This is a genomic window from Clostridium sp. LS3, assembly GCF_055330225.1.
Genome location: NZ_CM143921.1, coordinates 267,160 through 291,574, shown reverse-complemented (window position 1 = coordinate 291,574; position 24,415 = coordinate 267,160). Strand labels below are relative to the sequence as shown.

At 32.5% G+C, this 24,415-nt stretch carries 41 protein-coding genes; all 41 read right to left on the bottom strand.

What is annotated here, in order from left to right:
- Positions 1-31 precede the first annotated feature (31 nt).
- Positions 32-688, bottom strand: coding sequence for a hypothetical protein (locus ACZJV1_RS01495; RefSeq protein ID WP_463651171.1), 657 nt, complete (start codon positions 686-688; stop codon positions 32-34).
- Complete coding sequence (locus tag ACZJV1_RS01490) at positions 681-1,877, bottom strand: AAA family ATPase (protein WP_463651170.1); 1,197 nt, start codon at positions 1,875-1,877, stop codon at positions 681-683. Before ACZJV1_RS01490 ends, ACZJV1_RS01495 begins: the two co-directional genes overlap by 8 nt.
- 285 nt (positions 1,878-2,162) lie before the next feature.
- Positions 2,163-2,555 carry a 30S ribosomal protein S9 gene (gene rpsI, locus ACZJV1_RS01485; RefSeq protein ID WP_463651169.1) on the bottom strand — a complete coding sequence of 131 codons (393 nt, stop codon included), beginning with the start codon at positions 2,553-2,555 and terminating at the stop codon, positions 2,163-2,165.
- A 25-nt stretch (positions 2,556-2,580) separates the two neighbouring features.
- On the bottom strand, positions 2,581-3,015 hold the full coding sequence (rplM, locus tag ACZJV1_RS01480) for a 50S ribosomal protein L13 (RefSeq protein WP_411169548.1): 435 nt from the start codon (positions 3,013-3,015) through the stop codon (positions 2,581-2,583).
- Positions 3,016-3,185: 170 nt separating this feature from the next.
- Positions 3,186-3,920, bottom strand: coding sequence for a tRNA pseudouridine(38-40) synthase TruA (gene truA / locus ACZJV1_RS01475; RefSeq protein ID WP_463651168.1), 735 nt, complete (start codon positions 3,918-3,920; stop codon positions 3,186-3,188).
- Between the two features lie 27 nt (positions 3,921-3,947).
- On the bottom strand, positions 3,948-4,751 hold the full coding sequence (locus ACZJV1_RS01470; protein ID WP_463651167.1) for an energy-coupling factor transporter transmembrane component T family protein: 804 nt from the start codon (positions 4,749-4,751) through the stop codon (positions 3,948-3,950).
- Between the two features lie 11 nt (positions 4,752-4,762).
- Positions 4,763-5,623, bottom strand: coding sequence for an energy-coupling factor transporter ATPase (locus tag ACZJV1_RS01465; RefSeq protein ID WP_463651166.1), 861 nt, complete (start codon positions 5,621-5,623; stop codon positions 4,763-4,765).
- Complete coding sequence (locus ACZJV1_RS01460) at positions 5,608-6,453, bottom strand: energy-coupling factor transporter ATPase (protein ID WP_411169544.1); 846 nt, start codon at positions 6,451-6,453, stop codon at positions 5,608-5,610. The genes ACZJV1_RS01465 and ACZJV1_RS01460 overlap by 16 nt, the downstream gene beginning before the upstream one ends.
- A gap of 206 nt (positions 6,454-6,659) precedes the next feature.
- A complete protein-coding gene (gene rplQ / locus ACZJV1_RS01455) occupies positions 6,660-7,001 on the bottom strand; it encodes a 50S ribosomal protein L17 (RefSeq protein ID WP_322459178.1) in 342 nt (113 codons plus the stop codon).
- A gap of 14 nt (positions 7,002-7,015) precedes the next feature.
- Positions 7,016-7,963, bottom strand: coding sequence for a DNA-directed RNA polymerase subunit alpha (locus ACZJV1_RS01450; protein WP_463651165.1), 948 nt, complete (start codon positions 7,961-7,963; stop codon positions 7,016-7,018).
- A gap of 102 nt (positions 7,964-8,065) precedes the next feature.
- Positions 8,066-8,686, bottom strand: coding sequence for a 30S ribosomal protein S4 (gene rpsD, locus ACZJV1_RS01445; RefSeq protein ID WP_411169542.1), 621 nt, complete (start codon positions 8,684-8,686; stop codon positions 8,066-8,068).
- Positions 8,687-8,709: 23 nt separating this feature from the next.
- Complete coding sequence (rpsK, locus tag ACZJV1_RS01440; protein ID WP_411169541.1) at positions 8,710-9,102, bottom strand: 30S ribosomal protein S11; 393 nt, start codon at positions 9,100-9,102, stop codon at positions 8,710-8,712.
- Between the two features lie 15 nt (positions 9,103-9,117).
- Entirely contained in the window at positions 9,118-9,483 is a 366-nt protein-coding gene (rpsM, locus tag ACZJV1_RS01435) for a 30S ribosomal protein S13 (protein WP_317274669.1), read from the bottom strand.
- A 219-nt stretch (positions 9,484-9,702) separates the two neighbouring features.
- The gene (rpmJ, locus tag ACZJV1_RS01430; RefSeq protein WP_016205879.1) at positions 9,703-9,816 is read right to left on the bottom strand and encodes a 50S ribosomal protein L36; all 114 of its coding nucleotides are present in this window, start codon (positions 9,814-9,816) and stop codon (positions 9,703-9,705) included.
- Between the two features lie 40 nt (positions 9,817-9,856).
- Complete coding sequence (infA, locus tag ACZJV1_RS01425) at positions 9,857-10,075, bottom strand: translation initiation factor IF-1 (RefSeq protein ID WP_322412699.1); 219 nt, start codon at positions 10,073-10,075, stop codon at positions 9,857-9,859.
- A gap of 7 nt (positions 10,076-10,082) precedes the next feature.
- Positions 10,083-10,394: a hypothetical protein gene (locus ACZJV1_RS01420; protein WP_411169540.1), complete on the bottom strand. Its 312-nt coding sequence runs from the start codon at positions 10,392-10,394 to the stop codon at positions 10,083-10,085.
- Between the two features lie 51 nt (positions 10,395-10,445).
- Complete coding sequence (gene map, locus ACZJV1_RS01415; protein ID WP_463651164.1) at positions 10,446-11,195, bottom strand: type I methionyl aminopeptidase; 750 nt, start codon at positions 11,193-11,195, stop codon at positions 10,446-10,448.
- Positions 11,195-11,845: an adenylate kinase gene (locus tag ACZJV1_RS01410; protein ID WP_463651163.1), complete on the bottom strand. Its 651-nt coding sequence runs from the start codon at positions 11,843-11,845 to the stop codon at positions 11,195-11,197. The genes map and ACZJV1_RS01410 overlap by 1 nt, the downstream gene beginning before the upstream one ends.
- 22 nt (positions 11,846-11,867) lie before the next feature.
- Positions 11,868-13,142 (bottom strand): preprotein translocase subunit SecY, encoded by a 1,275-nt coding sequence (gene secY / locus ACZJV1_RS01405; RefSeq protein WP_411169538.1) that lies wholly within the window; start codon positions 13,140-13,142, stop codon positions 11,868-11,870.
- Position 13,143: 1 nt separating this feature from the next.
- Positions 13,144-13,584, bottom strand: coding sequence for a 50S ribosomal protein L15 (gene rplO, locus ACZJV1_RS01400; RefSeq protein WP_411169537.1), 441 nt, complete (start codon positions 13,582-13,584; stop codon positions 13,144-13,146).
- A 21-nt stretch (positions 13,585-13,605) separates the two neighbouring features.
- Positions 13,606-13,785: a 50S ribosomal protein L30 gene (gene rpmD, locus ACZJV1_RS01395; protein WP_322412614.1), complete on the bottom strand. Its 180-nt coding sequence runs from the start codon at positions 13,783-13,785 to the stop codon at positions 13,606-13,608.
- 12 nt (positions 13,786-13,797) lie between these two features.
- Positions 13,798-14,295, bottom strand: coding sequence for a 30S ribosomal protein S5 (gene rpsE / locus ACZJV1_RS01390; protein WP_411169536.1), 498 nt, complete (start codon positions 14,293-14,295; stop codon positions 13,798-13,800).
- Between the two features lie 19 nt (positions 14,296-14,314).
- Positions 14,315-14,677 carry a 50S ribosomal protein L18 gene (gene rplR / locus ACZJV1_RS01385; protein WP_411169535.1) on the bottom strand — a complete coding sequence of 121 codons (363 nt, stop codon included), beginning with the start codon at positions 14,675-14,677 and terminating at the stop codon, positions 14,315-14,317.
- 20 nt (positions 14,678-14,697) lie between these two features.
- Complete coding sequence (gene rplF / locus ACZJV1_RS01380; RefSeq protein WP_411169534.1) at positions 14,698-15,240, bottom strand: 50S ribosomal protein L6; 543 nt, start codon at positions 15,238-15,240, stop codon at positions 14,698-14,700.
- A 60-nt stretch (positions 15,241-15,300) separates the two neighbouring features.
- Positions 15,301-15,699, bottom strand: coding sequence for a 30S ribosomal protein S8 (gene rpsH / locus ACZJV1_RS01375; RefSeq protein WP_411169533.1), 399 nt, complete (start codon positions 15,697-15,699; stop codon positions 15,301-15,303).
- Between the two features lie 31 nt (positions 15,700-15,730).
- Positions 15,731-15,916 (bottom strand): type Z 30S ribosomal protein S14, encoded by a 186-nt coding sequence (locus tag ACZJV1_RS01370; RefSeq protein WP_008681179.1) that lies wholly within the window; start codon positions 15,914-15,916, stop codon positions 15,731-15,733.
- A gap of 15 nt (positions 15,917-15,931) precedes the next feature.
- On the bottom strand, positions 15,932-16,474 hold the full coding sequence (gene rplE / locus ACZJV1_RS01365; RefSeq protein WP_411169532.1) for a 50S ribosomal protein L5: 543 nt from the start codon (positions 16,472-16,474) through the stop codon (positions 15,932-15,934).
- A gap of 22 nt (positions 16,475-16,496) precedes the next feature.
- The gene (rplX, locus tag ACZJV1_RS01360) at positions 16,497-16,811 is read right to left on the bottom strand and encodes a 50S ribosomal protein L24 (RefSeq protein ID WP_322458564.1); all 315 of its coding nucleotides are present in this window, start codon (positions 16,809-16,811) and stop codon (positions 16,497-16,499) included.
- A gap of 17 nt (positions 16,812-16,828) precedes the next feature.
- Positions 16,829-17,197 (bottom strand): 50S ribosomal protein L14, encoded by a 369-nt coding sequence (rplN, locus tag ACZJV1_RS01355; protein ID WP_411169531.1) that lies wholly within the window; start codon positions 17,195-17,197, stop codon positions 16,829-16,831.
- Positions 17,198-17,225: 28 nt separating this feature from the next.
- On the bottom strand, positions 17,226-17,480 hold the full coding sequence (rpsQ, locus tag ACZJV1_RS01350) for a 30S ribosomal protein S17 (RefSeq protein WP_016205891.1): 255 nt from the start codon (positions 17,478-17,480) through the stop codon (positions 17,226-17,228).
- 22 nt (positions 17,481-17,502) lie between these two features.
- A complete protein-coding gene (gene rpmC / locus ACZJV1_RS01345) occupies positions 17,503-17,715 on the bottom strand; it encodes a 50S ribosomal protein L29 (protein ID WP_032117032.1) in 213 nt (70 codons plus the stop codon).
- Positions 17,715-18,149, bottom strand: a complete 435-nt coding sequence (rplP, locus tag ACZJV1_RS01340) for a 50S ribosomal protein L16 (protein WP_008681186.1) — start codon at positions 18,147-18,149, stop codon at positions 17,715-17,717. The genes rpmC and rplP overlap by 1 nt, the downstream gene beginning before the upstream one ends.
- Before the next feature lie 17 nt (positions 18,150-18,166).
- The gene (rpsC, locus tag ACZJV1_RS01335) at positions 18,167-18,835 is read right to left on the bottom strand and encodes a 30S ribosomal protein S3 (RefSeq protein ID WP_411169530.1); all 669 of its coding nucleotides are present in this window, start codon (positions 18,833-18,835) and stop codon (positions 18,167-18,169) included.
- 19 nt (positions 18,836-18,854) lie between these two features.
- A complete protein-coding gene (gene rplV / locus ACZJV1_RS01330) occupies positions 18,855-19,190 on the bottom strand; it encodes a 50S ribosomal protein L22 (protein WP_016205894.1) in 336 nt (111 codons plus the stop codon).
- A 21-nt stretch (positions 19,191-19,211) separates the two neighbouring features.
- Positions 19,212-19,496 carry a 30S ribosomal protein S19 gene (gene rpsS / locus ACZJV1_RS01325; RefSeq protein ID WP_136006846.1) on the bottom strand — a complete coding sequence of 95 codons (285 nt, stop codon included), beginning with the start codon at positions 19,494-19,496 and terminating at the stop codon, positions 19,212-19,214.
- A gap of 68 nt (positions 19,497-19,564) precedes the next feature.
- On the bottom strand, positions 19,565-20,398 hold the full coding sequence (gene rplB / locus ACZJV1_RS01320) for a 50S ribosomal protein L2 (RefSeq protein ID WP_411169529.1): 834 nt from the start codon (positions 20,396-20,398) through the stop codon (positions 19,565-19,567).
- 64 nt (positions 20,399-20,462) lie between these two features.
- Complete coding sequence (rplW, locus tag ACZJV1_RS01315) at positions 20,463-20,753, bottom strand: 50S ribosomal protein L23 (protein WP_411169528.1); 291 nt, start codon at positions 20,751-20,753, stop codon at positions 20,463-20,465.
- A complete protein-coding gene (gene rplD, locus ACZJV1_RS01310) occupies positions 20,753-21,373 on the bottom strand; it encodes a 50S ribosomal protein L4 (RefSeq protein ID WP_411169527.1) in 621 nt (206 codons plus the stop codon). Before rplD ends, rplW begins: the two co-directional genes overlap by 1 nt.
- 24 nt (positions 21,374-21,397) lie before the next feature.
- Positions 21,398-22,027: a 50S ribosomal protein L3 gene (rplC, locus tag ACZJV1_RS01305; protein WP_411169526.1), complete on the bottom strand. Its 630-nt coding sequence runs from the start codon at positions 22,025-22,027 to the stop codon at positions 21,398-21,400.
- Between the two features lie 78 nt (positions 22,028-22,105).
- A complete protein-coding gene (gene rpsJ, locus ACZJV1_RS01300; protein ID WP_322413296.1) occupies positions 22,106-22,414 on the bottom strand; it encodes a 30S ribosomal protein S10 in 309 nt (102 codons plus the stop codon).
- A gap of 644 nt (positions 22,415-23,058) precedes the next feature.
- Positions 23,059-24,252: an elongation factor Tu gene (tuf, locus tag ACZJV1_RS01295; protein ID WP_411169517.1), complete on the bottom strand. Its 1,194-nt coding sequence runs from the start codon at positions 24,250-24,252 to the stop codon at positions 23,059-23,061.
- Between the last annotated feature and the right edge of the window lie 163 nt (positions 24,253-24,415).

Here is a 24,415-nt window from a genome sequence, read left to right as displayed (position 1 = left end):
TATAAAATTTATACTTTGAATATTTATGTAATTACTCTGATATTACTGCTTGTCCAATAATATCAAAGAAGTCATTCATATTAGAATTTTTAGCCATTTCTAAGCTGTCATTTATATTAATTTTTGTATTTTTAATAATTATATCTCCATATTTTTTGGTAGGAGGCTTATATATATTATTAATATAAGCCTGCTTCTTACTTAAAACCTTTACTGCTATATCACTACTTCTTCCATTAGAGTTTAAAAATTGAAATATTTTACTATCTGCCTTAAACTGATCTATACTTCTATACTTATAATTTTTTAGTATAAAATTATTTGTATCCCCATTTTTGTAATCTTTAGAATGTAAGCAAGCGAAATATTCAAAATCTTTAAAACTACCTATAATAAAATATGGAACTGGTGACCTTTTGTTTTGATTCCTACAGTAATCTAGAAGTTTTTTAAAGTTATCTTTATCACAATGAACTTTATCTAAGTCTATTATTATAAAAATAATAGTACATCCTAAAAAACCTTTTTTCTTAACCTCTAACAAAAAGTTTTTGTATCCCCCACCCTTCATATCAATTGGCTCTATTGCAAAATCTATATTAATGATTTTCCCTAATTCTTTGAAATAATTATATTCTGTATTACCCTCAACAAAAAGTCTTGCTTTAGGCCTAATAGATTTAATCATTCGGCACTCCCCCAAATAACCCTTTTAGATATATCTCATATACCTTAGGTTTATCATATCTATATTCTTTAAATTTAGATAATGAATACATTTCTGATGAAAGTATTTCCTCATCTTTATTTATAAAATATATTTGTTCTTTCATAAAATCAATAGTATTAATATGAAGTATATTGTGTGTACTAAAAATAAACTGACCTTTATTGGTCATTGTTTTTACATAATTTAATACTTTTGTTGCTAAAATCGAGTTAAAAACTTTATCTAACTCATCTGCAAACAATGTAGCATCATCATAAATTACTTTCCAAATTTCAACTGCCCAAGCAAAAAAATCTCTTACTCCAGATGAATCATCTTTAAGTTTAATTGAAAAATTAGTTTTATCTGCTCTTTTTCTAATAATTATAGTATCCTCAAAAGGTAATTTCTCATCTATTTCAATATTAACTATTGATGGATCTACAATAGAGAATATATCTAAGAATTCCTTTTTCTTTAAGATGCTCAACTCTTCTTCATTTTTTTCCATTTGTTTATAAAAGTTTAATGAATGTTGATCTGGTAATTTAACAATCAATTTATTATTCACCCAATCTACAAAAGGAAATACAGGTTCTAATCCTAGCTTATATAACTTATTTAAAAATAGCCCTTGTATTTTATTAGTTGTACTATCTAAAATATTCTTGATTTCTTTACTAAAATACTTGCCATTTAATTTTGCATCTACTTCTACAATACGGGTTTCTTCATTAAAACTTTTTCTGGTTAAGCTAAATAATAACTCACCCTGTTTACGTTCTTGATTAATATTTCTTACATATAAAGCTTCATATAAATTAACATACTTATCTTTTCTAATAATATACAAGTATATTTTATCTTCTATTAATGCCTCTATTTTAAATTCTTGTGGTACATTGTCATCATTATTATAGCATAGTTTTTTTAATGTTCCATAACTTACATCATCCTTTATTAAATAACAAAGATAATGAAGGCTAGTCATGAAATTAGTTTTCCCTCCTGCATTTTCACCAACTATTACTGCAACCTTTGAAACCTTTCTATTTTTGACTTCTATAATATTATCTTCAAATCTACTCATTGTTTTACCTGGTTTCATAGAGAATTCAAATCCATTTTTGAATGAAGCAAAGTTTTTCACTTCCAAGCTTAATAACATATTCATTCCCTCCTTTTCTTATAAATATATTACTCTTAATTATATTATATTACTTTAAACGATTTTTTCCACTATAATATTAAAATAAACATATTTTTTTTAATATTATTATATTTATAACCAAATATCACGTTTATTATTCATTATATTTTTTAAAATCAAATTTGTTACTTGTATGCTACTTATGTGTTACTTGTATATAATAAAATATAGGTTTTTATAACTTTTTATAAAAAAATAAATCCCACAACCGTGCGGTTTGTGGGATTTGTGAAGTTCCATATATTATCTCTTTGAGAATTGTGGAGCTCTTCTTGCCTTTTTAAGACCATATTTCTTTCTTTCTTTCATTCTTGGATCTCTAGTTACGAAACCTGCCTTCTTTAATTCTGACTTTAAGTTTTCGTCAGCTTTTATTAAAGCTCTAGTTATTCCGTGTCTTATTGCTCCAGCTTGACCTGTGAATCCACCACCATGAACGTTAACTAAAACGTCGAATTTATCTTTAGATTCAGTTAAAACTAATGGTTGATTAACTATCATTCTTAAAGTTTCTAAACCGAAATAGTTTTCTATTTCTCTGTTATTTATAACTACTTTACCATTTCCTGGTACAAGTCTAACTCTTGCAATTGATTTTTTTCTTCTTCCAGTACCCATGTATTGAACTTTTGCCATTTTTATTCCTCCTCCCGAGCTTGTATTAGTACTTTAATTCAAGTACTTCTGGTTTTTGAGCATCATGTCCGTGCTCAGTACCTCTATATACTTTTAGCTTCTTAAGCATTTTTCTTCCTAAAACGCCTGTTGGAAGCATTCTTCTTACAGCTTCTTCGAAAGCGAATTCAGGCTTCTTAGCTAATACTTCTCTATATGGAGTTTCCTTTAATCCACCTGGATATAAGCTGTGTTTTCTCATTAATTTTTGATCTAACTTCTTACCAGTTAAAACAACTTGTTCTGCATTGATTACTATAACGAAATCTCCACAGTCAACATTTGGTGTAAATGTTGGTTTATTTTTTCCTCTTAAAATTGAAGCAACTTGGCTAGCAACTCTTCCTAGTGGCTTTCCAGCAGCGTCAACAACATACCATTTTCTTTCAACTTCTTGTGCCTTAGCAATGTATGATTTCATGTTTTTCCCTCCCTGAACTTACATTTGTGCTTTACTTATTAAGTACTGCTTTTATGTCAAGACCCGGGGCTAGTGGATCTTATATACATAAATTATTCTAACAAACATACATTATTATAATACACGCTTACGGGCGTGTCAACATGTTTTTTAATTTATTATTGTTAATTTTAATAATAAACTTTTTCTAATACTAAACCTGTTGCTGGAACACATATTCCAGCTTTTGTTCTATCTTTATCATATATTATATTTTGTATATCTTCAGGATTTATTTTATTAGTTCCTGCCATTAACAATGTTCCAACTATTATTCTAACCATATTATATAAAAAACCATCACCTGTTACATAAATTTTTATTATGTCGTTACTTTCTTCAATATATAATTCTGTTATTGTTCTAATAGTTGTTTTTGTAGAGCTTCCACTACTTCTAAATGCAATGAAGTCATGAGTCCCAATAAAATATTTACAAGATTCTTTCATTGATTCTACACTTAGTTTTCTTTTTACATGATATAAATAATCTTTTCCTATTGCAGATTGAACCTCTCTGTTTAATATAGAGTAAGAATAAGTTTTTCCATCTGAACTATATCTTGAATGAAAATCTTCATTTACCTCTTCAGATTTTAAAATAACTATATCATCAGGCAATCTATAGTTAATTGCTTCTCTAAATTTTTCTGATGGTATTTTGCTTTCTGTTTTAAAATTTGCAACAAATCCTTTTGCATGTACACCAGCATCAGTTCTTGAGCTTCCTATAACCTCAATATCCTCATTAGTTAAGAGGCTTATGGCTTCTTCTAATGTTTTTTGTATAGTACTTCCTACTTTTTGTTTTTGCCATCCCAAATAATTAGTACCATCATATTCTAAAGTAAGCTTAATATTTCTCATAACTTAAATCACTTTTACTCATTTTTTCTAAATAACAAATCTCACTGCTAAGCTTCCGATAAATAAAATAGAAAATAAAGCAAATGCAATAGTGTCCTTTCTTGTAAACTTTAATTGTTTCATTCTAGTTCTACCATTTCCACCCCTATATGCTCTAGCTTCCATGGCCATAGCAAGTTCATCAGCTCTTCTGAAGGAACTTATAAATAATGGTACTAATAATGGTATAAGACTTTTAGCTTTTTGAATCATTCCCCCTGTTTCAAAATCTGCTCCTCTTGCTTTTTGTGCCATCATTATTTTATCTGTTTCATCCATTAATGTTGGTATAAATCTTAGTGCTATAGTCATCATCATAGCTAATTCATGTGCAGTTTCTTTTCCAATAGGTTTTAATAATCTTTCGATTCCATCAGTTAGCTCAATAGGTGATGTAGTTAATGTTAATACTGATGTACCCATTATTAAAAATATTAACCTTAAAGCCATAAATGCAGCAGTTCTTAATCCCTCTTGATATATTTTTACAAATCCAAGTTCAAATATTAATGTACTTGAAGTACCTTTTATCATAAAAATATTTAAAATAGCTGTGAAAATAATAAGGAAAAATACTGGTTTTAAACCTTTGTATAAGTACCTAGGTGGCAATTTAGCAACATATACAGTTAATGCTAAAAATGCAACTATTAATATATATCCAATAAACTTATCTACTACAAATAGACAAATTATAAATAGTATTGATAATACTATCTTTGTTCTAGGATCCAGCTTATGAACAAAAGTTTCACCTGGTATATACTGACCTATAGTTATATCTTTTATCATCTTTGTTCCCCCTAGTTTTTAACTTCCTTTAATATTCTTAGTAATTCTTCTTTTCCCTGACTTATAGTATAAACTTCATCTGAAACATTAAATCCCTTATTTTTTAATTCTCTCATAAGATAGGTTACTTGTGGAACTGCAAGCCCTATACTTTCTAAAGTATCCACTTCTTTAAATACCCTAGATGGGGTTCCCTCTAAAGCCACTTCTCCCTTATTCATTACTATTATTCGTTCTGCAAGTTTACCCACATCTTCCATACTATGGCTTACAAGTATAATTGTCATTTTATACTCATTATGTAAAACCTTTATTTGAGCTAAAATATCATCTCTTCCTTTTGGGTCTAGTCCTGCAGTTGGTTCATCTAGTATAAGTATTTTAGGTTCCATAGCAATTACACCAGCTATAGCTACTCTTCTCTTTTGTCCCCCACTTAAATCGAATGGAGATTTATTCTTATATTTATCATAATCTAGGCCAACCATTTCCATTGCTCTTTTTACTCTTTTTGTTATTTCTTCATTAGATAATCCTAAATTTCTTGGCCCAAACTCTATATCTTTTTCTATAGTTTCTTCAAATAATTGATACTCTGGGTATTGAAATACAAGTCCAACCTTTTTTCTTATATCAGTAAGTTTTACACCTTCTTTTGTAATATCCTCTCCATCAACTATTATTCTACCTGAACTTGGCTTAAGCAGGCCATTCATGTGTTGTATTAATGTTGATTTTCCTGAGCCTGTATGGCCTATAAGTGCTACAAACTCACCTTCATTTATTTCAATATTAACATTATTTAATGCCATTTTCTCAAAAGGTGATTTGGGCATGTATACATGTACTAAGTTTTCTATTTTAATTGACATAACGCATTCACCATCTCATCTACATTTAAAATATTTGTATCTATATCTATACCATCTTTTTTAAGTTCATAACATAATTCTGTAACTTGAGGAACATCTAATCCTATTTCTTTCATTTCTTTAACATTAGAAAACACTTCTCTTGGATTTCCTTGTAATATTATTTTTCCATTATCCATTACAATAACTCTATCTGCTTGTGCTGCTTCATCCATATAATGAGTGATAAGAACTATTGTAATCCCATATTTTTTATTTATTTCTTTTATATTATTTAATACTTCTCTTCTACCAGAAGGATCTAGCATAGCTGTTGGCTCATCAAAAATAATACATTGAGGCTTCATTGCTAAAATCCCAGCTATTGCGATTCTTTGTTTTTGCCCACCCGAAAGCAAGTGTGGTGCATGTCTTTTATATTCATACATTCCAACCTTCTTTAAGCTCTCATCTACTCTTTTCCTTATTTCTTCTGGTGGTACTCCTAGATTCTCTGGTCCAAAAGCAACGTCTTCTTCAACTATAGTAGCTACTAACTGGTTATCAGGGTTTTGAAATACCATTCCAGCCTTAGCTCTTATTTGCCATAAATTATTAGGATCTGAAGTATCAAGTTCATCTACTATAACAGTTCCTTCTGATGGTACTAAAAGTGCATTAATATGTTTTGCTATAGTTGATTTACCAGATCCATTATGTCCTAAAACAACTAAAAATTCTCCTTTTTCAACCTCAAAATTTACGCCATTAACTGCGTATCGTTCCTCTTCTCCCTCATGTACTCTATATTTAAAAGATACATTATCACATTTAATCATTGTTTCTTTCATATATAGCCCCCTCCTTTTATCGCTTAACTTCTGCTCTTAAGTACTATATAAAAATTCATAGTGTATATACATTCAGCATAAGAATATTATAATATACATTCATTTAATTACAATTACTTTAATATTAAATTTATGAATTCTTATATACTAGTTAAATTTCAATATGTAAAAATGGGGACTAAGTTTTTAACTTAATCCCCTTTATATTATACTAATTCAAGTATAACAACTTCCGCTCCGTCCCCTCTTCTTGGGCCTTTTTTGTACATTCTAGTGTATCCACCATTTCTTTCTGCGTACTTTGGAGCAACATTGTCAAATAGGTTTTGAACTACTTCTTCTTCGTTAACAAAAGCTAAAACTTGTCTTCTAGCGTGAAGGTCACCTCTTTTTGCTAAAGTGATCATCTTTTCAGCTAATCTTCTAGTTTCTTTTGCTCTTGTTTCAGTTGTTTCGATTTTACCATGCTTTAAAAAGCTTGTAACAAGGCTTCTAAGCATAGCTCTTCTTTGGTCAGTAGGACGACCTAATTTACGATAACCTGCCATGTGGATTTACCTCCTTACTCATCGTTTAGTCTTAATCCTAAGCCTAATTCCTTAAGCTTTCTTTCGACTTCCTCTAAAGATTTCTTTCCTAGATTTCTTACCTTCATCATGTCATCCATTGATTTTCCAGCAAGTTCTTGAACTGTATTTATTCCAGCTCTCTTTAAACAGTTATATGATCTAACTGATAAATCCAACTCTTCTACAGTCATTTCTAGTACTTTCTCTTTTTTATCTTCTTCTTTTTCTATCATAATCTCTACATCATTAGTACTATCTCCTAATGACATAAATAATTTAAAATGTTCTATAAGAATTTTTGCTGATAAGCTTATTGCTTCATCAATCTTAATAGTTCCATTAGTCCAGATTTCTAAAGTTAATTTATCATAGTCAGTAATTTGACCTACTCTTGTATTTTCTACAGTGAAATTAACTCTTTTAACTGGCGTATAAATTGAGTCTACAGCAATTGCTGATAATGGAAGATCTTCACTCTTATTTTTATTTTGAGTTACGTATCCTCTTCCTCTATTAACTGTTATCTCCATATATAACTTACCATTATCATCTAATGTTGCAATATGAAGATCTTTGCTTACAACTTCAACATCTCCATCAGTTTTTATATCTCCACCTGTAACTACTCCTGGTCCTTGAGCATCTATATATATAGTCTTTGGACCTTCACCATTCATTATTAAAGCTAAAGATTTAATGTTTAATATTATTTCTGTAACATCTTCTTTAACTCCCTGTACAGTTGAAAATTCATGTAGTACTCCGTCTATTTTTACTGATGTAGGAGCAGCACCTGGAAGTGATGATAAAAGTATTCTTCTTAAAGCATTTCCAAGAGTTATACCATATCCTCTTTCTAGTGGTTCAACTACATATTTACCGTAAGTACCATTTTCATTTGACTCTATACATTCTATTATTGGCTTTTCTATTTCTAACATGCACAAACCCTCCTTAAATTTTAAATGGCAACCTTATTCTGAGGGCAACTGCTTATATATTTGTATTGTAAGATTGCTCTTACAAATACAAATATTAAACTATTACTTGCTGTATAACTCAACGATAAGAGTTTCATTAACTGGAACGTCAATATCTTCTCTTGCTGGTTCAGCAACTACTTTACCTGAATAATTTTCAACGTTTGCTTCTAACCATTTTGGTAATGTCTTTGGATTTTCAACAAATGTCTTGAATTTTTCAGTTCCTCTACTCTTTTCTGTAACTGTAATTTCATCATTAACAGAAACTTTAAATGAAGGAATGTCAACTTTCTTACCATTAACTAAGAAATGTCCATGATTAACTAATTGTCTAGCTTCATTTCTTGAAGCACCATAACCTAGTCTGTAAACAACGTTATCTAATCTCATTTCTAATAATTTAAGTAAATTTTCACCAGTAATACCCTTCATATGATCAGCCTTTTCATAATAAGTTCTGAATTGGCTTTCTAATACTCCGTATATTCTTCTAGCTTTTTGCTTTTCTCTTAATTGTACACCGTAGTTAGATATTTTTTTCTTAGCTGCTCCATGTTGTCCTGGCGCATAACTTCTTCTAACAAAAGCACATTTATCTGTATAACATCTATCCCCTTTAAGGAATAATTTCATACCTTCTCTTCTACATAATCTACATGTAGCTCCAGTATATCTTGCCATTAATTACACCTCCTATATGAATACTAGACTCTTCTTCTCTTTGGTGGTCTACATCCGTTATGTGGGATTGGAGTAACGTCTTTAATTAAAGTTACTTCTAATCCTGCTGCTTGTAAAGATCTTATAGCCGCTTCTCTTCCTGCGCCTGGTCCCTTTACATATACTTCTATACTCTTTAATCCGTGTTCCATAGCCGCTTTAGCTGCTGTTTCTGCTGCCATTTGAGCTGCGAATGGAGTGCTCTTTCTTGATCCTCTGAAGCCTAAAGCTCCTGCACTTGACCATGATAAAGCATTTCCTGTAGCATCAGTTAAAGTAACTATTGAGTTATTGAAAGTTGATTTGATGTGTGCAGCACCATGCTCAACGTTCTTTCTTTCTTTTCTTCTTCTAGTTTTTTTAACTTTTTGAGCCATCGAATTCCCTCCTCACTACTTCTTCTTATTTGCGATAGTTTTCTTTGGACCTTTTCTAGTTCTTGCGTTAGTTTTAGTCTTTTGACCTCTAACTGGAAGACCTTTTCTATGTCTAATTCCTCTATAACATCCAATTTCTACTAATCTTTTAATATTTAAAGCAACTTCTCTTCTTAAGTCACCTTCAATTGTTAAAGTTTTTACATATTCTCTAATTTTTGTTACTTCTTCTTCAGTAAGATCTTTAACTCTTGTATCAGGATTAACTCCTGTTTGTGCTAAAATCTTATGTGAAGTAGAAAGTCCTATACCATATATATATGTTAGACCTATTTCAACTCTTTTTTCTCTTGGTAGGTCTACTCCTGAAATTCTTGCCATTAAAACTTACACCTCCTGATATTGAAATGCATACAACTTAATTATATGTGTATTTTATATAATAAAATCATAGGTCAATAGAGATTCACTCTACTGTCAGCCGTACCTAAAATTTATCTACTTAATTAAATGCCTATATAATCATATTTGACTTTAAGTTAAAAGTCAATAAGTTTTACATAGTTAAATAATACTTTTTTTGCCTATACTTTGATTGTATTAGCCTTGTTTTTGCTTGTGCTTAGGATTTTCACAGATAACCATTACTTTTCCTTTTCTTCTTATAATCTTGCACTTTTCGCAAATAGGCTTAACTGATGGTCTTACTTTCATCGCTAACCCTCCTTGTAATACTTGACGGTAATCTCTACCTTTATTTAGCTCTCCATGTAATTCTACCTCTTGATAAATCGTATGGAGAAAGTTCAATTGTAACCTTATCTCCCGGTAGAATTCTTATGAAATTCATTCTTAATTTTCCTGATATATGTGCTAGAATTTTGTGACCACTCTCTAGTTCAACTTGGAACATAGCATTTGGTAATGATTCTAGTACTATACCTTGCATTTCTATTACATCATCTTTTGACATAAGGTAATCAACCCTCCTTAACAATGCCTTTAAGTTTTAGAAATCTTTTTATTTTTAAATCAGTACCTCTATCTTTTGATATGATAGATTCTTTAATCTCATCATCTACATCATCTAAAACATTTATATGTTTTAAATTCTTTTTTTTAGGCATCTGAACTGTTTTAGTACTCCCATTACTAAGAATTGCATAATTATCACTTAAATGGCCTATTATTACATATAAATGATTTTTATCTCTTCCTGTTTTTGAAAGAACCACTTTCCCAATTAAGTCATTGTTTTGCAAACTTTTCACCTCGATGATTACCTTAGTCATAAATCTACAAGCCACCTTTTGGTATCATGCGAATTTATAACTAAGCAACACTTATTTAATTAGTGTTAATATTTCGGGTCCATCTGGTAAAATTACAATAGTATTTTCGTAGTGTGCAGATAGACTTCCATCACTAGTTACTACAGTCCAGTCATCATTTAATGTTTTAACTTTATAGCTTCCTACGTTAACCATAGGCTCAATAGCTAGTGCCATTCCTGAAGCTAACTTTGGGCCTCTGCCAGGCTTACCAAAATTAGGCACTTCTGGATCTTCGTGTACAACTCTACCTATACCGTGTCCTACGAAATCTCTTACTACAGAGAAACCTGAAGTTTCTATGTAGTTTTGTATTTCATGTGATATATCAGTAAGCCTGTTACCGATCTTAGCATATTCAATTCCTTTAAAGAAACTTTCTTCTGTTACTTTAATTAACTTACTAGCTTCCTCTGTTACGTTTCCCACTGCAAAAGTCCTTGCAGCATCTCCGTGAAAGCCATTAAGAAAAGCACCACAGTCTACACTAATTATATCTCCATCTTTTAATACATAACCTCCTGGGATCCCATGAACTACTTGCTCGTTAACAGATATACATAGTGAAGCTGGAAAACCATATAGCCCTTTAAATGAAGGCTTTGCTCCATGCTTAGTTATAAATTCTTCTGCTATTCTATCTAATTCAGCAGTAGTTATTCCTGGTCTTACTTTTTCTTCAACTAGTAGTAATGTTTCAGCTACTATTTTACCTGATAATCTCATTAGGTCAATTTCTTTGTTATTTTTAATGATTATCATTATTTAACTCTCCCTAAGATATTACAGATACCTTCGAATACTTCGTTAATAGCTTTTGTTCCATTTACAATTGAAAGTAAGTTTCTTTCTTTATAAAAATCAATCAGTGGTTGTGTCTGTCTCTCATACACATCAAGTCTTTCAGATACAGTTTCTTCTGTATCATCTTTTCTTTGGATTATATCACTTCCACAAACATCACATTTGCTTGTAACAGTTGGTGGATTAAACTTTATATGATAGCTAGCTCCACATGATGGGCACACTCTTCTACCTGTCATTCTTTCTAATATAAATCCAGTAGGTACTTCAATTAGTAAAGCAGTATCAAGCCTTTCATTTCTTTCAGAAAGAAAATCTTGAAGTGCTTCTGCTTGAGCGACTGTTCTTGGGAATCCATCTAATAAATACCCATTTTTACAATCTTCTTGCTGCAGTCTATCTTTTACCATATCAATAGTAACTTCATCTGGTACTAACTGTCCTTTATCGATGTGCTTCTTAGCTTCTATTCCTAATGGAGTGTTTTCAGAAATATTTTTTCTAAATATATCTCCTGTAGAAATATGTGGTATTGAGTATCTATTACTAATTGATTTTGCCTGTGTTCCCTTTCCTGCTCCAGGAGGACCTAATAATACTATCTTCACGGGCATCATCTCCATTACTAATCTATTTTAAGAATCCTTGATAATGTCTCATTACTAATTGTGAATCTAATTGTCTTGAGAAATCAAGTCCAACACCAACCATAATTAATAATGATGTACCACCAAATTGAACTCCTTGTAACTGTGTATTTGAAATTAGTATTGGTAGTATCGCTAGTAAAGCTGCAAATACTCCTCCAACTAATGATACTTTAGTAAGTACTTTTTCAAAATACTTTTCAGTTGCATCTCCAGGTCTTATTCCTGGCACAAACCCTGCTGATTTATGCAGATTCTCTGCCATTTCATCTGGCTTAAATGTAATTTGTGTATAGAACCAAGTAAAGAATATAGTTAATATTGAATACATTACAGGATACATCCATGTTTTTTCATTAAATACACTATACTTACTTCCTGTTATCCATACAGCCCAGTCATGACCTGGGAAAAATTCTGCAATTGTTTTAGGAAACATCATAACTGACATAGCAAATATTATTGCTATAACAGCAGATCCTATTATGCTTAAAGGTATGTGAGTACTTTGGCCTCTCATAACTTTATTTCCAACAGCTTTACCAGCATATTGAACTGGAATTCTTCTTTCTGCTAATGAGAAGAATATTACTACTCCTAATAAAGCAATTGCAAAAACTACAAATAATAAAATTTCAACTATAGTAATTTTTCCTTGATCCTTTAATGTAAATAATGACATTAAAGTTACAGGTAACTGAGATACTATATTTACAAATATTAATATGGATATACCATTTCCAAAGCCTTTAGCTGTAATTTGATCACCTAGCCACATACAGAATGTTGAACCTGCAACTAATGCTACTAATACAACGATTATTCCAGTCCATTGCATTCCTTGCGCTGCACCTCTTGCTGCAACCATACTATATGTTCCGAAAGCAAGAATAAATCCTATAAATATTGATAATATTCTAGTTATCTTTTGTATCTTCTTTCTTCCTTCTTCACCTTCTTTAGATAATTGCTCTAGAGAAGGAATTGCTATAGTCAATAATTGAACTATGATTGAAGCATTAATATATGGTGTTACGCTTAAAGCAAATATACTAAACTGTCTAAATGCTCCACCAGATAACAAATCGTAGAAACCAAATATAGTTCCGCTACTAGCTAAATCATTTAGAACTTCTGTGCTAATTCCAGGAACAGGAATATGTATTCCTATCCTGAAGATTGCAACTAAAAATATAGTCCATAAAAATCTTTTCTTTAATTCGGGAACCTTCCAGGCATTACGTAGGGTTGATAGCATACTAAATCACCTCAACTTTTCCTCCAGCTGCTTCTATCTTTTCAGCCGCTGATTTTGAGAACTTACATCCTTTAACAGTTAGGCTCTTCTCTAATGTCCCATTTCCTAAAATCTTAACTCCGTCTTTTACCTTACTTATAACTCTTCTTTCAAGTAAAACTTCTGGTGTTATTTCTGTTCCATTTTCAAATATATTTAATCTATCTACGTTTATGCTAACATATTGTTTAGCAAATATATTTGTAAATCCTCTCTTAGGAAGTCTTCTATATAGTGGCATTTGACCGCCTTCAAATCCTGGTCTTACTCCACCGCCTGATCTAGAATTTTGGCCTTTTTCACCTTTTCCGGCATTTCTACCTAATCCTGAACCAGTACCTCTACCAACTCTCTTTGGAGCTTTCTTACTTCCTGCTGCTGGTTTTAATTCATGAAGTTTCATTACTCAATGCACCTCCTCTTATTAAACTTCTTCTACTTTTAGTAGATAGTCAACTTTGTTGATCATTCCTCTGATTTGAGGAGTTTCTTCATGTTCTACTGTCTTACCGATCTTTTTTAGTCCAAGGGCATGTGCAGTAGCAATATGGTCTTTCTTTCTTCCAATTAAACTCTTCATTAGAGTAACTTTAATTTTTGCCATTGCTTTTCCCTCCTAACCTAAAATTTCTTCTACAGTTTTGCCTCTTAATTTAGCTATATCTTCAGCTGTTTTTAAGCTTGCTAAACCGTTAATTGTAGCATTCACCATATTTTTAGGATTGTTTGAACCTAATGACTTAGCTCTAACATCCTTTAATCCTGCTAATTCTAATACAGATCTTGCTGGACCTCCAGCGATAACTCCTGTACCTTCTTTTGCTGGCATTATAAGAACATTACCAGTTCCGAATTTTCCATATATTTGATGAGGAACAGTAGTTCCAACTATTGCAACACTTACTAAATTTTTCTTAGCGTCTTCTATTCCTTTTTTAATTGCTTCTGGGATTTCTATTGACTTACCCATACCAACGCCTACGTGTCCGTTTTCGTCACCTACAACTACTAAAGCGCTGAATCTGAAGTTTCTACCACCCTTAACAACCTTAGTTACTCTGTTTATGTTAACAACCTTTTCTTTAAGGTCTAGTGTGCTAGGATCGATTCTCATGTATTTCCCTCCTTATTTATTAGAATTTTAGGCCTGCTTCTCTAGCAGCTTCAGCTAAAGTTTGAACTCTTCCGTGATATACGTATCCACCTCTGTCGAATACTACTTCTGAAATTCCTTTTTCTAAAGCTTTTTTAGCTATTAATTCACCAACCATTTTAGCTGCTTCTTTATTTCCACCTGATTTTTCATCAAATGCTTTATCTAAGCTTGAAGCTGAAACTAAAGTTACTGAATTAACATCATCTATAATTTGAGCATATATATTTTTTTCACTTCTATATACTGAAAGTCTTGGTCTTTCAGGAGTACCAGAAATTTTCTTACGTACTCTTAGGTGACGTCTTTCTCTACTAGCTTTTCTGTCTACCTTCTTGAACATAAAGGTTTCACTCCTTTCTATTATTTCTTACCAGTTTTACCTTCTTTACGTCTGATCACTTCGTTATCATACTTAATTCCTTTACCCTTATATGGTTCAGGCTTTCTCCATGATCTTATATCAGCCGCAGCTGCTCCAACCTTTTCCTTGTCGATTCCCTTTACTACAACCTTAGTTGCAGCTGGAGTTTCGAAAGTTACACCTTCGATTGGTTCTATTTCAACTGGATGTGAATATCCTAAGTTCATTACAAGCTTCTTACCTTGTAATTGAGCTCTGTAACCAACACCTATTAGTTCTAAGTTCTTTTCAAATCCCTTTTCAACTCCGATTATCATGTTGTTGATTAATGCTCTAGTTAAACCATGAAGAGCTCTGTGCTCTTTTTGATCGCTAGGTCTAGTTACAACAACTTGGTTGTTTTCAACTGCTATATTCATGTCTGTATTCATAGCTTTAACAAGTTCGCCCTTTGGACCCTTAACTGTAACAACATTGTCTGCTGAAACAGTTACAGTTACGCCTGCAGGTATAGCTATAGGTAATCTACCTACTCTTGACATAATCGCACCTCCTGTTTTACTTGTTCTATATGTTAATTTAGTTACTTTCTATTTTGAAAATTACCAAACGTAGCAAACTACTTCTCCGCCTAATCCAGCTTTTCTTGCATCTCTATCAACTAATAAACCTGTTGAAGTTGATATTATAGCAATTCCTAGTCCACTTAGTACCTTTGGAATTTCATCTTTCTTGCAGTAAACTCTTAGTCCTGGTTTAGATATTCTCTTTATACCAGTTATAACTCTTTCTTTATCTGCGCCATATTTAAGAGATATTCTTAACATTGGAACAACACCATCGTTATATTCCTCTAACTCTTTAATATATCCCTCTTGTAATAATATATTTGCAACAGCCTTCTTCATATTTGATGAAGGAACTTCTACTACTTCATGTCTTACAGCATTTGCGTTTCTAATACGTGTTAGCAAATCTGCGATAGGATCTGTCATAACCATTTAATGTGCCTCCTTTCACTACATCAGTTTTTTACCAACTTGCTTTCTTACAACCAGGTATTTGACCTTTATAAGCAAGTTCTCTAAAACATATACGGCAAATACCGAACTTCTTTAATACTGAATGTGGTCTTCCACATATTCTGCATCTTGTATAAGCTCTTGTTTTATATTTAGGTTCTTTTTTCCACTTTTCAATAATAGCCTTACGTGCCACAGTTTTCCCTCCTTATTATTGAGCAAATGGCATACCAAGGAATCTTAATAATTCTCTTGCTTCTTCGTCAGTGTTTGCTGATGTAACGAAGATAATATCCATTCCTCTAACCTTATCGATTTTATCGTATTCAATTTCTGGGAATATTAATTGCTCTTTTACTCCTAGTGAGTAGTTTCCTCTACCATCAAAAGCTTTGCTTGAAACTCCTCTGAAATCTCTAACTCTTGGAAGAGCAATAGCCATTAATTTGTCAGCAAATTCGTACATTTTTGCTTTTCTTAATGTAACCTTACATCCTAAAGCCATATTCTCTCTTATCTTAAAGTTAGCAACAGATTTCTTTGCTCTAGTTAAAATTGGCTTTTGACCTGCAATTATGCTTAAATCGTTAACTGCAGCTTCTAATATTTTTTGATTGTCCTTAGCTTCACCAACTCCCATGTTGATAACTACCTTTTCAAGCTTTGGAACTTCCATTATATTTTTATATCCGAACTTTTCAATCATAGCTGGAATTACTTCTTTTTGATACTTTTCTTGAAGTCTTGTTGTCATAATTAGTACCTCCTTTCAGATTCTAGAATGTTTCTCCGCACTTCTTACAAACTCTAACCTTAGTACCATCTTCTAAGATTTTACTGCTTATTCTTGTAGCATTTTTACATTTTGTGCAGTATAACATAACTTTTGAGCTATAAATAGCTCCTTCTCTTTCAATTATTCCACCTTGAGCATTAGCTCTAGTTGGCTTTTGGTGTTTTTTAATTATATTAACTCCTTGAACAATAACTTTACCTGTTTTAGGATATACCTTTAAAACTTCACCAGTTTTCCCTTTATCTTTACCTGAAACAACTACAACTGTGTCGTTCTTTCTAACATGTACCTTCAAATGAGACACCTCCTCTATTATAGAACTTCAGGCGCTAATGATAAAATCTTGTTAAATTCGTTATCTCTTAGCTCCCTAGCAACTGGTCCGAAGATACGAGTTCCTCTTGGTTGCTTATCATCCTTTATAATAACAGCTGAATTTTCATCAAACTTAATGTATGAACCATCAGCTCTTCTTAATCCTCTAACTGATCTAACTATAACAGCTTTTACAACGTCTCCTTTTTTAACAACTCCGCCTGGTGTTGCACTTTTAACGCTAGCAACTATTACATCTCCAATGTTACCGAACTTTCTTTTTGATCCGCCTAAAACTCTTATGCACATTATTTCCTTTGCGCCTGAGTTATCTGCTACCTTTAGTAAGGTTTGTTGTTGTATCATTGAATTACCCTCCTTTCAGTCTTAAAGCCTATTTAGCTTTTTCAACTATTTCAACAAGTCTCCATCTCTTATCTTTAGATAATGGTCTAGTTTCCATAATTAAAACTCTATCATTTATTTTAGCTTCATTGTTTTCATCATGAGCTTTAAACTTAGTTGTTCTATTAACTGTTTTACCATATAATGGGTGTCTAACCTTAGTTTCAACAGCAACAACGATAGTTTTATCCATTTTATCTGAAACAACTCTACCTATTTTTTTCTTTCTTAATCCTCTTTCCATTAAGAGTTACCTCCTTTCAGATTTACTGCTCGAAAGCCCTGATCTCTTCTTCTCTTATGATGGTTTTGATTTGGGCTATAGATTTTTTTACTTCTTTTATTCTCATAGGATTTTCTAATTGACCTGTAGCTAATTGGAATCTCAAGTTGAATAACTCAGCCTTAAGGTCATTTAATTTAACCTTTAAATCTTGAGGATTATTTGCTCTTAATTCTTTTAATTCTCTAGCCTTCATTATTCTTCACCACCCATTTCCTCAAAATCTCTTCTTGTAACGAATTTACACTTTACAGGAAGCTTGTGTGATGCAAGTCTCATAGCTTCTCTTGCAACTTCTTCATTAACTCCTGATAGTTCGAATAAAACTCTACCAGGTTTAACTACTGCTACCCAATATTCTGGTGAACCTTTACCTGAACCCATTCTTGTTTCAGCTGGCTTCTCAGTTACTGGCTTATCTGGGAAAATCTTTATCCAAAGTTTTCCACCTCTTCTGATATATCTGTTTATAGCAATTCTGGCAGATTCTATTTGGTTACTAGTTATCCAACCACAAGTTGTAGCTTGAATACCAAAATCTCCGTATGCAAGGAAATTACCTCTAGTAGCTTTCCCTTTCATTCTACCACGTTGTACCTTACGATGCTTAACTCTTTTAGGCATTAACATGACTAATTCCTCCTTTCTTACGCGTTAACTTCTTCCTTCTTTTCAACTTTTTTAGTTGGAAGAACTTCTCCATTATAAACCCAAACCTTTACGCCGATTTTTCCGTAAGTTGTATCAGCTTCAGCAAATCCATAATCTATATCTGCTCTTAAAGTTTGTAGTGGAATTGTTCCTTCATGATATTGTTCAGTTCTAGCTATTTCAGCTCCACCTAATCTACCTGAGCAAGCTGTCTTAACACCTTTAGCTCCAAGTCTCATAGCTCTTTGAATGCTTTGTTTCATAGCTCTTCTGAATGATACTCTCTTTTCTAATTGTGCAGCTATATTTTCTGCCATTAATTGAGCATTTGCTTCAGCATTTTTAACTTCTACTATATTGATTAATAAGTTCTTTCTATCAACTAAGTTAGCTAATTTACCTTTTAATGCTTCTATTCCTGATCCACCTTTTCCAATTATAACTCCTGGTTTAGCAGTATATATATTTAACTTAACTCTTTTAGAAGCTCTTTCAATTTCAATCTTTGAAATACCAGCTGAGAAAAGTTCTTTCTTTACGAATTCTCTGATTTTGTTATCTTCTATTAGATTGTCTGCAAAATTCTTCTTTGAAGCATACCATTTAGCATCCCAATCTTTGATAACTCCTACTCTAAGTCCGTGAGGATGTACTTTTTGACCCACTTGATTTCCCTCCTTCTTTCTAAGCTCTTTCTTTAACCACAAGTGTTATATTACTTGTTCTTTTGTTAATTCTAAACGCTTTTCCGTGATCCATCGGTCTAAATCTCTTTAGTGTTGGACCTGCACCAACGAATGCTTCTGCTACATATAATCTTTCTACGTCCATTTCATGATTATTTTCTGCATTAGCAACAGCTGATTTTAAAACTTTGTTTATAGCAACAGCTGCATCTTTCGGAGTATATTGTAAAATAGCGAAAGCCTCTTGAATATTTTTTCCTCTTATTAAATCAAGAACTACTCCTACTTTTGTTGGAGACATTCTAACATATTTAGCTATAGCTCTAGCTTCCATTTATGTTCCTCCTTTCCGGGATTACTTTCTTTTTCTTGCTGCTTTTTCGTCATAATCGTGTCCTCTGTAAGTTCTTGTTAAAGCGAACTCACCAAGCTTGTGTCCTACCATGTCTTCGCTAACGAAAACTGGAACATGCTTTCTTCCATCGTGAACAGCAATTGTATGACCAATCATTTGTGGGAAGATAGTTGAACTTCTTGACCAAGTTTTAACAACCTTCTTATCTCCACTAGCATTCATTTCTTCAATTTTCTTTAAAAGTCCTTCATGTACAAAAGGCCCTTTTTTTGTTGATCTACTCACTATAATTTGCCTCCCTTCATAATCTATAGGCTGACAAGCCATGAAGAGAAATTTAGATTCTCTTCATACTACTTATCGTTTCTTCTCTTTATTATGAATCTGTCAGAATACTTCTTATTCTTTCTTGTCTTGTATCCAAGTGCTGGTTTACCCCATGGAGTAACTGGACTCGGTCTACCGATTGGTGATCTACCTTCACCACCACCATGAGGGTGATCGCAAGGATTCATTACAGAACCTCTAACTGTAGGTCTCCATCCCATGTGTCTCTTTCTACCTGCTTTACCGATATTGATTATATCGTTAGTAGTATTTGATACAGTACCGATTGTAGCTCTACATTCGATTCTTACATATCTCATTTCTCCTGAAGGTAATCTTAATGTTGCATAGTTACCTTCTTTAGCCATTAATTGAGCTGTAGTTCCAGCTGATCTTACCATTTGAGCTCCCTTACCAACTTGTAACTCAACGTTGTGAACGAAAGTACCTACTGGTATATTCTTTAATGGAAGAGCATTTCCTGCTTTAATATCAGAATCTGGACCTGAAACTATAACATCTCCAACTTTTAATCCTACTGGAGCTATTATATATCTCTTTTCACCATCAGCATATACTACTAATGCAATGTATGCTGTTCTGTTTGGATCGTATTCTATTGTAGCAACCTTTGCTGGAACACCATCCTTATTTCTCTTGAAATCTATTATTCTATATTTTCTCTTAGCTCCACCACCGTGGTGTCTAACAGTTATTTTACCTTGAGCATTTCTACCACCACTTTTGTTTAATGATACAAGAAGTGATTTTTCTGGTGTACTTGTTGTTATTTCTTCAAAAGTAGCCATTGTCATTTCTCTTCTTGATGGGGTAGTTGGTCTAAACTTTTTAACTGCCATGTAAATTCCCTCCTTACTTTAAGCTTCTCTGGTATTTTCATACCAATAATACGCTTTATTTGCGTTATTGCATTCCTTCAAAGAATTCTATGTTCTTGCTATCTCCTGCTAAAGTAATGATAGCTTTTTTGAAGTCTGCTCTCTTTCCTACATGTACGCCCATTCTCTTTGTTTTTCCCATAGTTCTTACTGTTTGAACTTTTTCAACTTTAACGCCGAATATTTCTTCTACAGCTCTCTTAATTTGAACTTTGTTTGCATTAATTTGAACTATGAAAGTGTACTTTTTGTCTGCCATAGCAGTCATAGTCTTTTCAGTGATAACAGGCTTTCTTATAATATCATAGCTTGTCATTATGCGTACACCTCCTCAATTTTTGATACAGCATCCTTAGTTATGATTAATTTCTCAAATTTTAATAAATCATAAACATTGATGTTGTTAACTGGCATTATTTCAATATCAGCAATATTTCTAGCTGACTTGTAAAGAACTTCATTAGCTTCTCCAGTTATTATTAAAGTTTTCTTAGCTTCAAATGCTTTTAAAACTTCAACCATTTTCTTAGTTTTTGGAGCTTCAAATGCTAATGTTTCAAGTACTACCATTTGTCCGTCTTGAACTTTGCTAGTTAATGCAGACTTCATAGCTACTCTTCTCATGCTCTTTGGCACTGACATTCTATAATCTCTTGGTTTTGGTGCGAATACAACTCCACCTTTGATCCATTGTGGAGCTCTAATAGAACCTTGTCTTGCTCTACCAGTTCCTTTTTGTCTCCAAGGCTTAATTCCGCCTCCTCTAACCTCAGCTCTTGTCTTAGCTGATTGAGTTCCTTGTCTCTTGTTTGCTAATAAAGCAACTACAACTTGATGCATAGCATCAGTGTTAACTTCAACTCCGAACACATTATCATTTAATTGGATATCTCCAACTTGTTTTCCTTCTTGATTAAATAATCCTACTGTAGGCATCCTGTTTCCTCCTTTCTACAGAAATTAAGCTTTAACTGCGTTTCTTATTACTACTGTACCTTTATTAGGTCCTGGGATACCACCCTTGATTAGTATTAAGTTCTTTTCAGTTATAACCTTAACTACTTCTAAGTTTAATACTGTTGTGTTAACAGCTCCCATATGTCCTGGCATGTTCTTGTTCTTGAAAGTTCTTGATGGATCTGATGAAGCACCCATAGAACCTACTGCTCTGTGGAATTTAGAACCGTGACTCATTGGTCCTCTGCTAGCATTCCATCTTTTGATAACCCCTTGGAATCCCTTTCCTTTAGAAACTCCAGATACATCAATTTTATCTCCAGCTACGAATAAATCAGCTTTGATTTCTTGACCAACTTCATAAGCTGAACAATCTTCTAATCTGAATTCTTTTAGCTTTCTTCTTAAAGAAACACCTGCTTTAGCAAAATGTCCCTTCTTTGGTTTGTTAACTAATTTTTCTCTAACATCTCCAAAGCCTACTTGTATTGCTTCATAACCATCTTTCTCGATAGTTTTCTTTTGAACAACAACACATGGACCAGCTTCTACTACTGTTACAGGAACAACTTTTCCATTTTCATCGAAAATTTGAGTCATACCTATTTTTTTTCCTAATATAGCTTTTTTCATGTATTTACACCTCCTAAACGTATTAGCGGACTGCTTAGCAATCATAACCGTTCAAACTGTTTATTTAATAAGTATCAACTATAGCTTGATTTCGATATCAACACCAGCTGGTAAGTTTAATCTCATTAATGCATCAACTGTTTTTGGTGATGGATTAACGATATCGATTAATCTCTTGTGTGTTCTGATTTCGAATTGTTCTCTAGAATCTTTGTATTTATGAACAGCTCTTAATACAGTAACAATATCTTTTTCAGTTGGTAGTGGTACTGGACCTGCAACCTTAGCTCCTGTTGATTTAGCTGTTTCAACAATTTTTTCAGCTGATTGATCTAATATTGTGTGATCAAAAGCCTTTAATCTGATTCTTATTTTTTGTTTTGACATCTTGGTTTCCCTCCTTTTCATGTACGCTTTACTTCTAACGCACAACAGCGGATGTTCTATAAACTGTTCCTGGTGTTTCATATTTGAAAACACACTTTTATAAAACCCCTGTCGTTGGATTCTAGATCCTAACATACTCATCAAGAATTAACCCGGAAGTCCGGCAACCTCTTGATTCATCGCTGTTTGCTATACAACTTCTTTATTATACTATCTTTACATAGCATTTTCAAGAGTTTTTTAGCCTTTTTTGATAATTTTTAAAGTATGCTTTTTTATACCTTCAAAACATATTTTATTTTGCAAATATATTTTATATGTGTTTTCGATATTTATCAATATATTTTTTTATAGTATTATTTTACATATTAATATAAATTAAAATTTATATTAATATTATTGACTATTCAACATATATTAATCCTTTACAATAAAAAGAAAATATTTTTATAAATTTCTTTAATTATATTATCTACATATTATAAAAATATATATGCAATAGCATTTATTTATCATGCATATTCTATCTATTAACTCTTTTCTATATTATTATAAAAAAAGAGAGCAAGGGCGTCCCCTTACTCTCTAAATGTGATCACACTTAATATTTAAATTTACATTCAAATCTATTTTATAAGAAATTATTACTCTATTATGCTAGTAACAACTCCTGAACCTACAGTTCTTCCACCTTCTCTGATAGCGAATCTTAATCCTTCATCCATAGCTATTTGATTGATTAATTCAACGTTCATATCGATGTGGTCTCCTGGCATAACCATTTCCATTCCGTCTGGTAACTTAATTGAACCAGTAACGTCTGTTGTTCTGAAATAGAATTGTGGTCTGTATCCATCGAAGAATGGAGTATGTCTTCCACCTTCTTCTTTTTTAAGTACGTAAACTTGACCTACGAACTTTTTGTGTGGCTTAACCGTTCCAGCTTTTGCTAAAACTTGACCTCTTTCGATGTCTGTTCTTTGAACTCCTCTTAAAAGAACTCCAACATTGTCTCCAGCTTGCGCTTCGTCTAGTAACTTTCTGAACATTTCTATTCCTGTTACTACTACTTTTCTGCTTTCTTCTTGTAATCCAACGATTTCTACTTCGTCTCCTACCTTAAGAATTCCTCTTTCAACTCTTCCTGTTGCAACTGTTCCTCTACCAGTGATCGTAAATACATCTTCTACTGGCATTAAGAATGGCTTATCTGTTGCTCTTTCTGGAGTTGGAATGTAGCTATCTACAGCATCCATTAACTCAAGTATTGGAGCGATTGCTTTTTCGTCTGTTGGGTTTTCTAATGCTACTAAAGCTGATCCCTTAACTACTGGAATATCGTCTCCTGGGAAGTTGTATTCTGATAATAATTCTCTAACTTCCATTTCAACTAATTCTAATAATTCTTCGTCGTCTACCATATCTGCTTTATTTAAGAAAACAACTATGTAGTCAACTCCAACTCTTGATGCAAGAAGAATGTGCTCTCTTGTTTGAGGCATTGGACCATCTGCAGCTGAACAAACTAATATTGCTCCATCCATTTGTGCAGCACCTGTGATCATGTTCTTAACATAGTCAGCATGTCCTGGACAGTCAACGTGAGCATAGTGTCTGTTTTCTGTTTGATATTCAACGTGAGAAGTATTGATTGTAATACCTCTTTCCTTTTCTTCTGGAGCTTTATCTATTGCAGCATAATCAAATGCTTCTGCAAATCCCTTTTTTGATAAAACAGTTGTGATTGCAGCTGTTAAAGTTGTCTTACCGTGGTCAACGTGACCGATTGTTCCAATGTTTACGTGTGGTTTACTTCTTTCGAATTTTTGCTTTGCCATTGTAAAATCCTCCTTTATGGAAATTAATTATATGAACCTTCTTAATTATTATATCTAATTTACTTCTAATTTTCTAGAGTTATATAAATTTTCATCATATTATTTCATAATACTAAAATTTATATAATGTAACGTTGCTCATACTTTAATTATCAGCAACATT

Excerpts from the sequence above, each read along its gene's own strand:
- ACZJV1_RS01495 (WP_463651171.1), bottom strand. The coding sequence starts at position 688 with ATGATTAAATCTATTAGGCCTAAAGCAAGACTTTTTGTTGAGGGTAAT.
- ACZJV1_RS01490 (WP_463651170.1), bottom strand. The coding sequence starts at position 1,877 with ATGTTATTAAGCTTGGAAGTGAAAAACTTTGCTTCATTCAAAAATGGA.
- rpsI (WP_463651169.1), bottom strand. The coding sequence starts at position 2,555 with ATGGCAAAAGTTCAATACATGGGTACTGGAAGAAGAAAAAAATCAATT.
- rplM (WP_411169548.1), bottom strand. The coding sequence starts at position 3,015 with ATGAAATCATACATTGCTAAGGCACAAGAAGTTGAAAGAAAATGGTAT.
- truA (WP_463651168.1), bottom strand. The coding sequence starts at position 3,920 with ATGAGAAATATTAAGCTTACTTTAGAATATGATGGTACTAATTATTTG.
- ACZJV1_RS01470 (WP_463651167.1), bottom strand. The coding sequence starts at position 4,751 with ATGATAAAAGATATAACTATAGGTCAGTATATACCAGGTGAAACTTTT.
- ACZJV1_RS01465 (WP_463651166.1), bottom strand. The coding sequence starts at position 5,623 with ATGTCAATTAAAATAGAAAACTTAGTACATGTATACATGCCCAAATCA.
- ACZJV1_RS01460 (WP_411169544.1), bottom strand. The coding sequence starts at position 6,453 with ATGAAAGAAACAATGATTAAATGTGATAATGTATCTTTTAAATATAGA.
- rplQ (WP_322459178.1), bottom strand. The coding sequence starts at position 7,001 with ATGGCAGGTTATCGTAAATTAGGTCGTCCTACTGACCAAAGAAGAGCT.
- ACZJV1_RS01450 (WP_463651165.1), bottom strand. The coding sequence starts at position 7,963 with ATGTTAGAAATAGAAAAGCCAATAATAGAATGTATAGAGTCAAATGAA.
- rpsD (WP_411169542.1), bottom strand. The coding sequence starts at position 8,686 with ATGGCAAGATATACTGGAGCTACATGTAGATTATGTAGAAGAGAAGGT.
- rpsK (WP_411169541.1), bottom strand. The coding sequence starts at position 9,102 with ATGGCTCAAAAAGTTAAAAAAACTAGAAGAAGAAAAGAAAGAAAGAAC.
- rpsM (WP_317274669.1), bottom strand. The coding sequence starts at position 9,483 with ATGGCAAGAATTTCAGGAGTAGACCTACCAAGAGAAAAAAGAGTTGAA.
- rpmJ (WP_016205879.1), bottom strand. The coding sequence starts at position 9,816 with ATGAAAGTAAGACCATCAGTTAAGCCTATTTGCGAAAAGTGCAAGATT.
- infA (WP_322412699.1), bottom strand. The coding sequence starts at position 10,075 with ATGTCAAAAGATGATGTAATAGAAATGCAAGGTATAGTACTAGAATCA.
- ACZJV1_RS01420 (WP_411169540.1), bottom strand. The coding sequence starts at position 10,394 with ATGACTAAGGTAATCATCGAGGTGAAAAGTTTGCAAAACAATGACTTA.
- map (WP_463651164.1), bottom strand. The coding sequence starts at position 11,195 with ATGATAATCATTAAAAATAACAAAGAAATTGACCTAATGAGATTATCA.
- secY (WP_411169538.1), bottom strand. The coding sequence starts at position 13,142 with ATGCTATCAACCCTACGTAATGCCTGGAAGGTTCCCGAATTAAAGAAA.
- rplO (WP_411169537.1), bottom strand. The coding sequence starts at position 13,584 with ATGAAACTTCATGAATTAAAACCAGCAGCAGGAAGTAAGAAAGCTCCA.
- rpmD (WP_322412614.1), bottom strand. The coding sequence starts at position 13,785 with ATGGCAAAAATTAAAGTTACTCTAATGAAGAGTTTAATTGGAAGAAAG.
- rpsE (WP_411169536.1), bottom strand. The coding sequence starts at position 14,295 with ATGAGAATCGATCCTAGCACACTAGACCTTAAAGAAAAGGTTGTTAAC.
- rplR (WP_411169535.1), bottom strand. The coding sequence starts at position 14,677 with ATGTTCAAGAAGGTAGACAGAAAAGCTAGTAGAGAAAGACGTCACCTA.
- rplF (WP_411169534.1), bottom strand. The coding sequence starts at position 15,240 with ATGTCAAGAGTAGGTAGATTACCTATAGCTATACCTGCAGGCGTAACT.
- rpsH (WP_411169533.1), bottom strand. The coding sequence starts at position 15,699 with ATGGTTATGACAGATCCTATCGCAGATTTGCTAACACGTATTAGAAAC.
- rplE (WP_411169532.1), bottom strand. The coding sequence starts at position 16,474 with ATGACAACAAGACTTCAAGAAAAGTATCAAAAAGAAGTAATTCCAGCT.
- rplN (WP_411169531.1), bottom strand. The coding sequence starts at position 17,197 with ATGATACAACAACAAACCTTACTAAAGGTAGCAGATAACTCAGGCGCA.
- rpsQ (WP_016205891.1), bottom strand. The coding sequence starts at position 17,480 with ATGGAAAGAGGATTAAGAAAGAAAAAAATAGGTAGAGTTGTTTCAGAT.
- rpmC (WP_032117032.1), bottom strand. The coding sequence starts at position 17,715 with ATGAAGGCTAGAGAATTAAAAGAATTAAGAGCAAATAATCCTCAAGAT.
- rplP (WP_008681186.1), bottom strand. The coding sequence starts at position 18,149 with ATGTTAATGCCTAAAAGAGTTAAGCATCGTAAGGTACAACGTGGTAGA.
- rplV (WP_016205894.1), bottom strand. The coding sequence starts at position 19,190 with ATGGAAGCTAGAGCTATAGCTAAATATGTTAGAATGTCTCCAACAAAA.
- rplB (WP_411169529.1), bottom strand. The coding sequence starts at position 20,398 with ATGGCAGTTAAAAAGTTTAGACCAACTACCCCATCAAGAAGAGAAATG.
- rplW (WP_411169528.1), bottom strand. The coding sequence starts at position 20,753 with ATGACAAGCTATGATATTATAAGAAAGCCTGTTATCACTGAAAAGACT.
- rplD (WP_411169527.1), bottom strand. The coding sequence starts at position 21,373 with ATGCCTACAGTAGGATTATTTAATCAAGAAGGAAAACAAGTTGGAGAT.
- rplC (WP_411169526.1), bottom strand. The coding sequence starts at position 22,027 with ATGAAAAAAGCTATATTAGGAAAAAAAATAGGTATGACTCAAATTTTC.
- rpsJ (WP_322413296.1), bottom strand. The coding sequence starts at position 22,414 with ATGTCAAAACAAAAAATAAGAATCAGATTAAAGGCTTTTGATCACACA.
- tuf (WP_411169517.1), bottom strand. The coding sequence starts at position 24,252 with ATGGCAAAGCAAAAATTCGAAAGAAGTAAACCACACGTAAACATTGGA.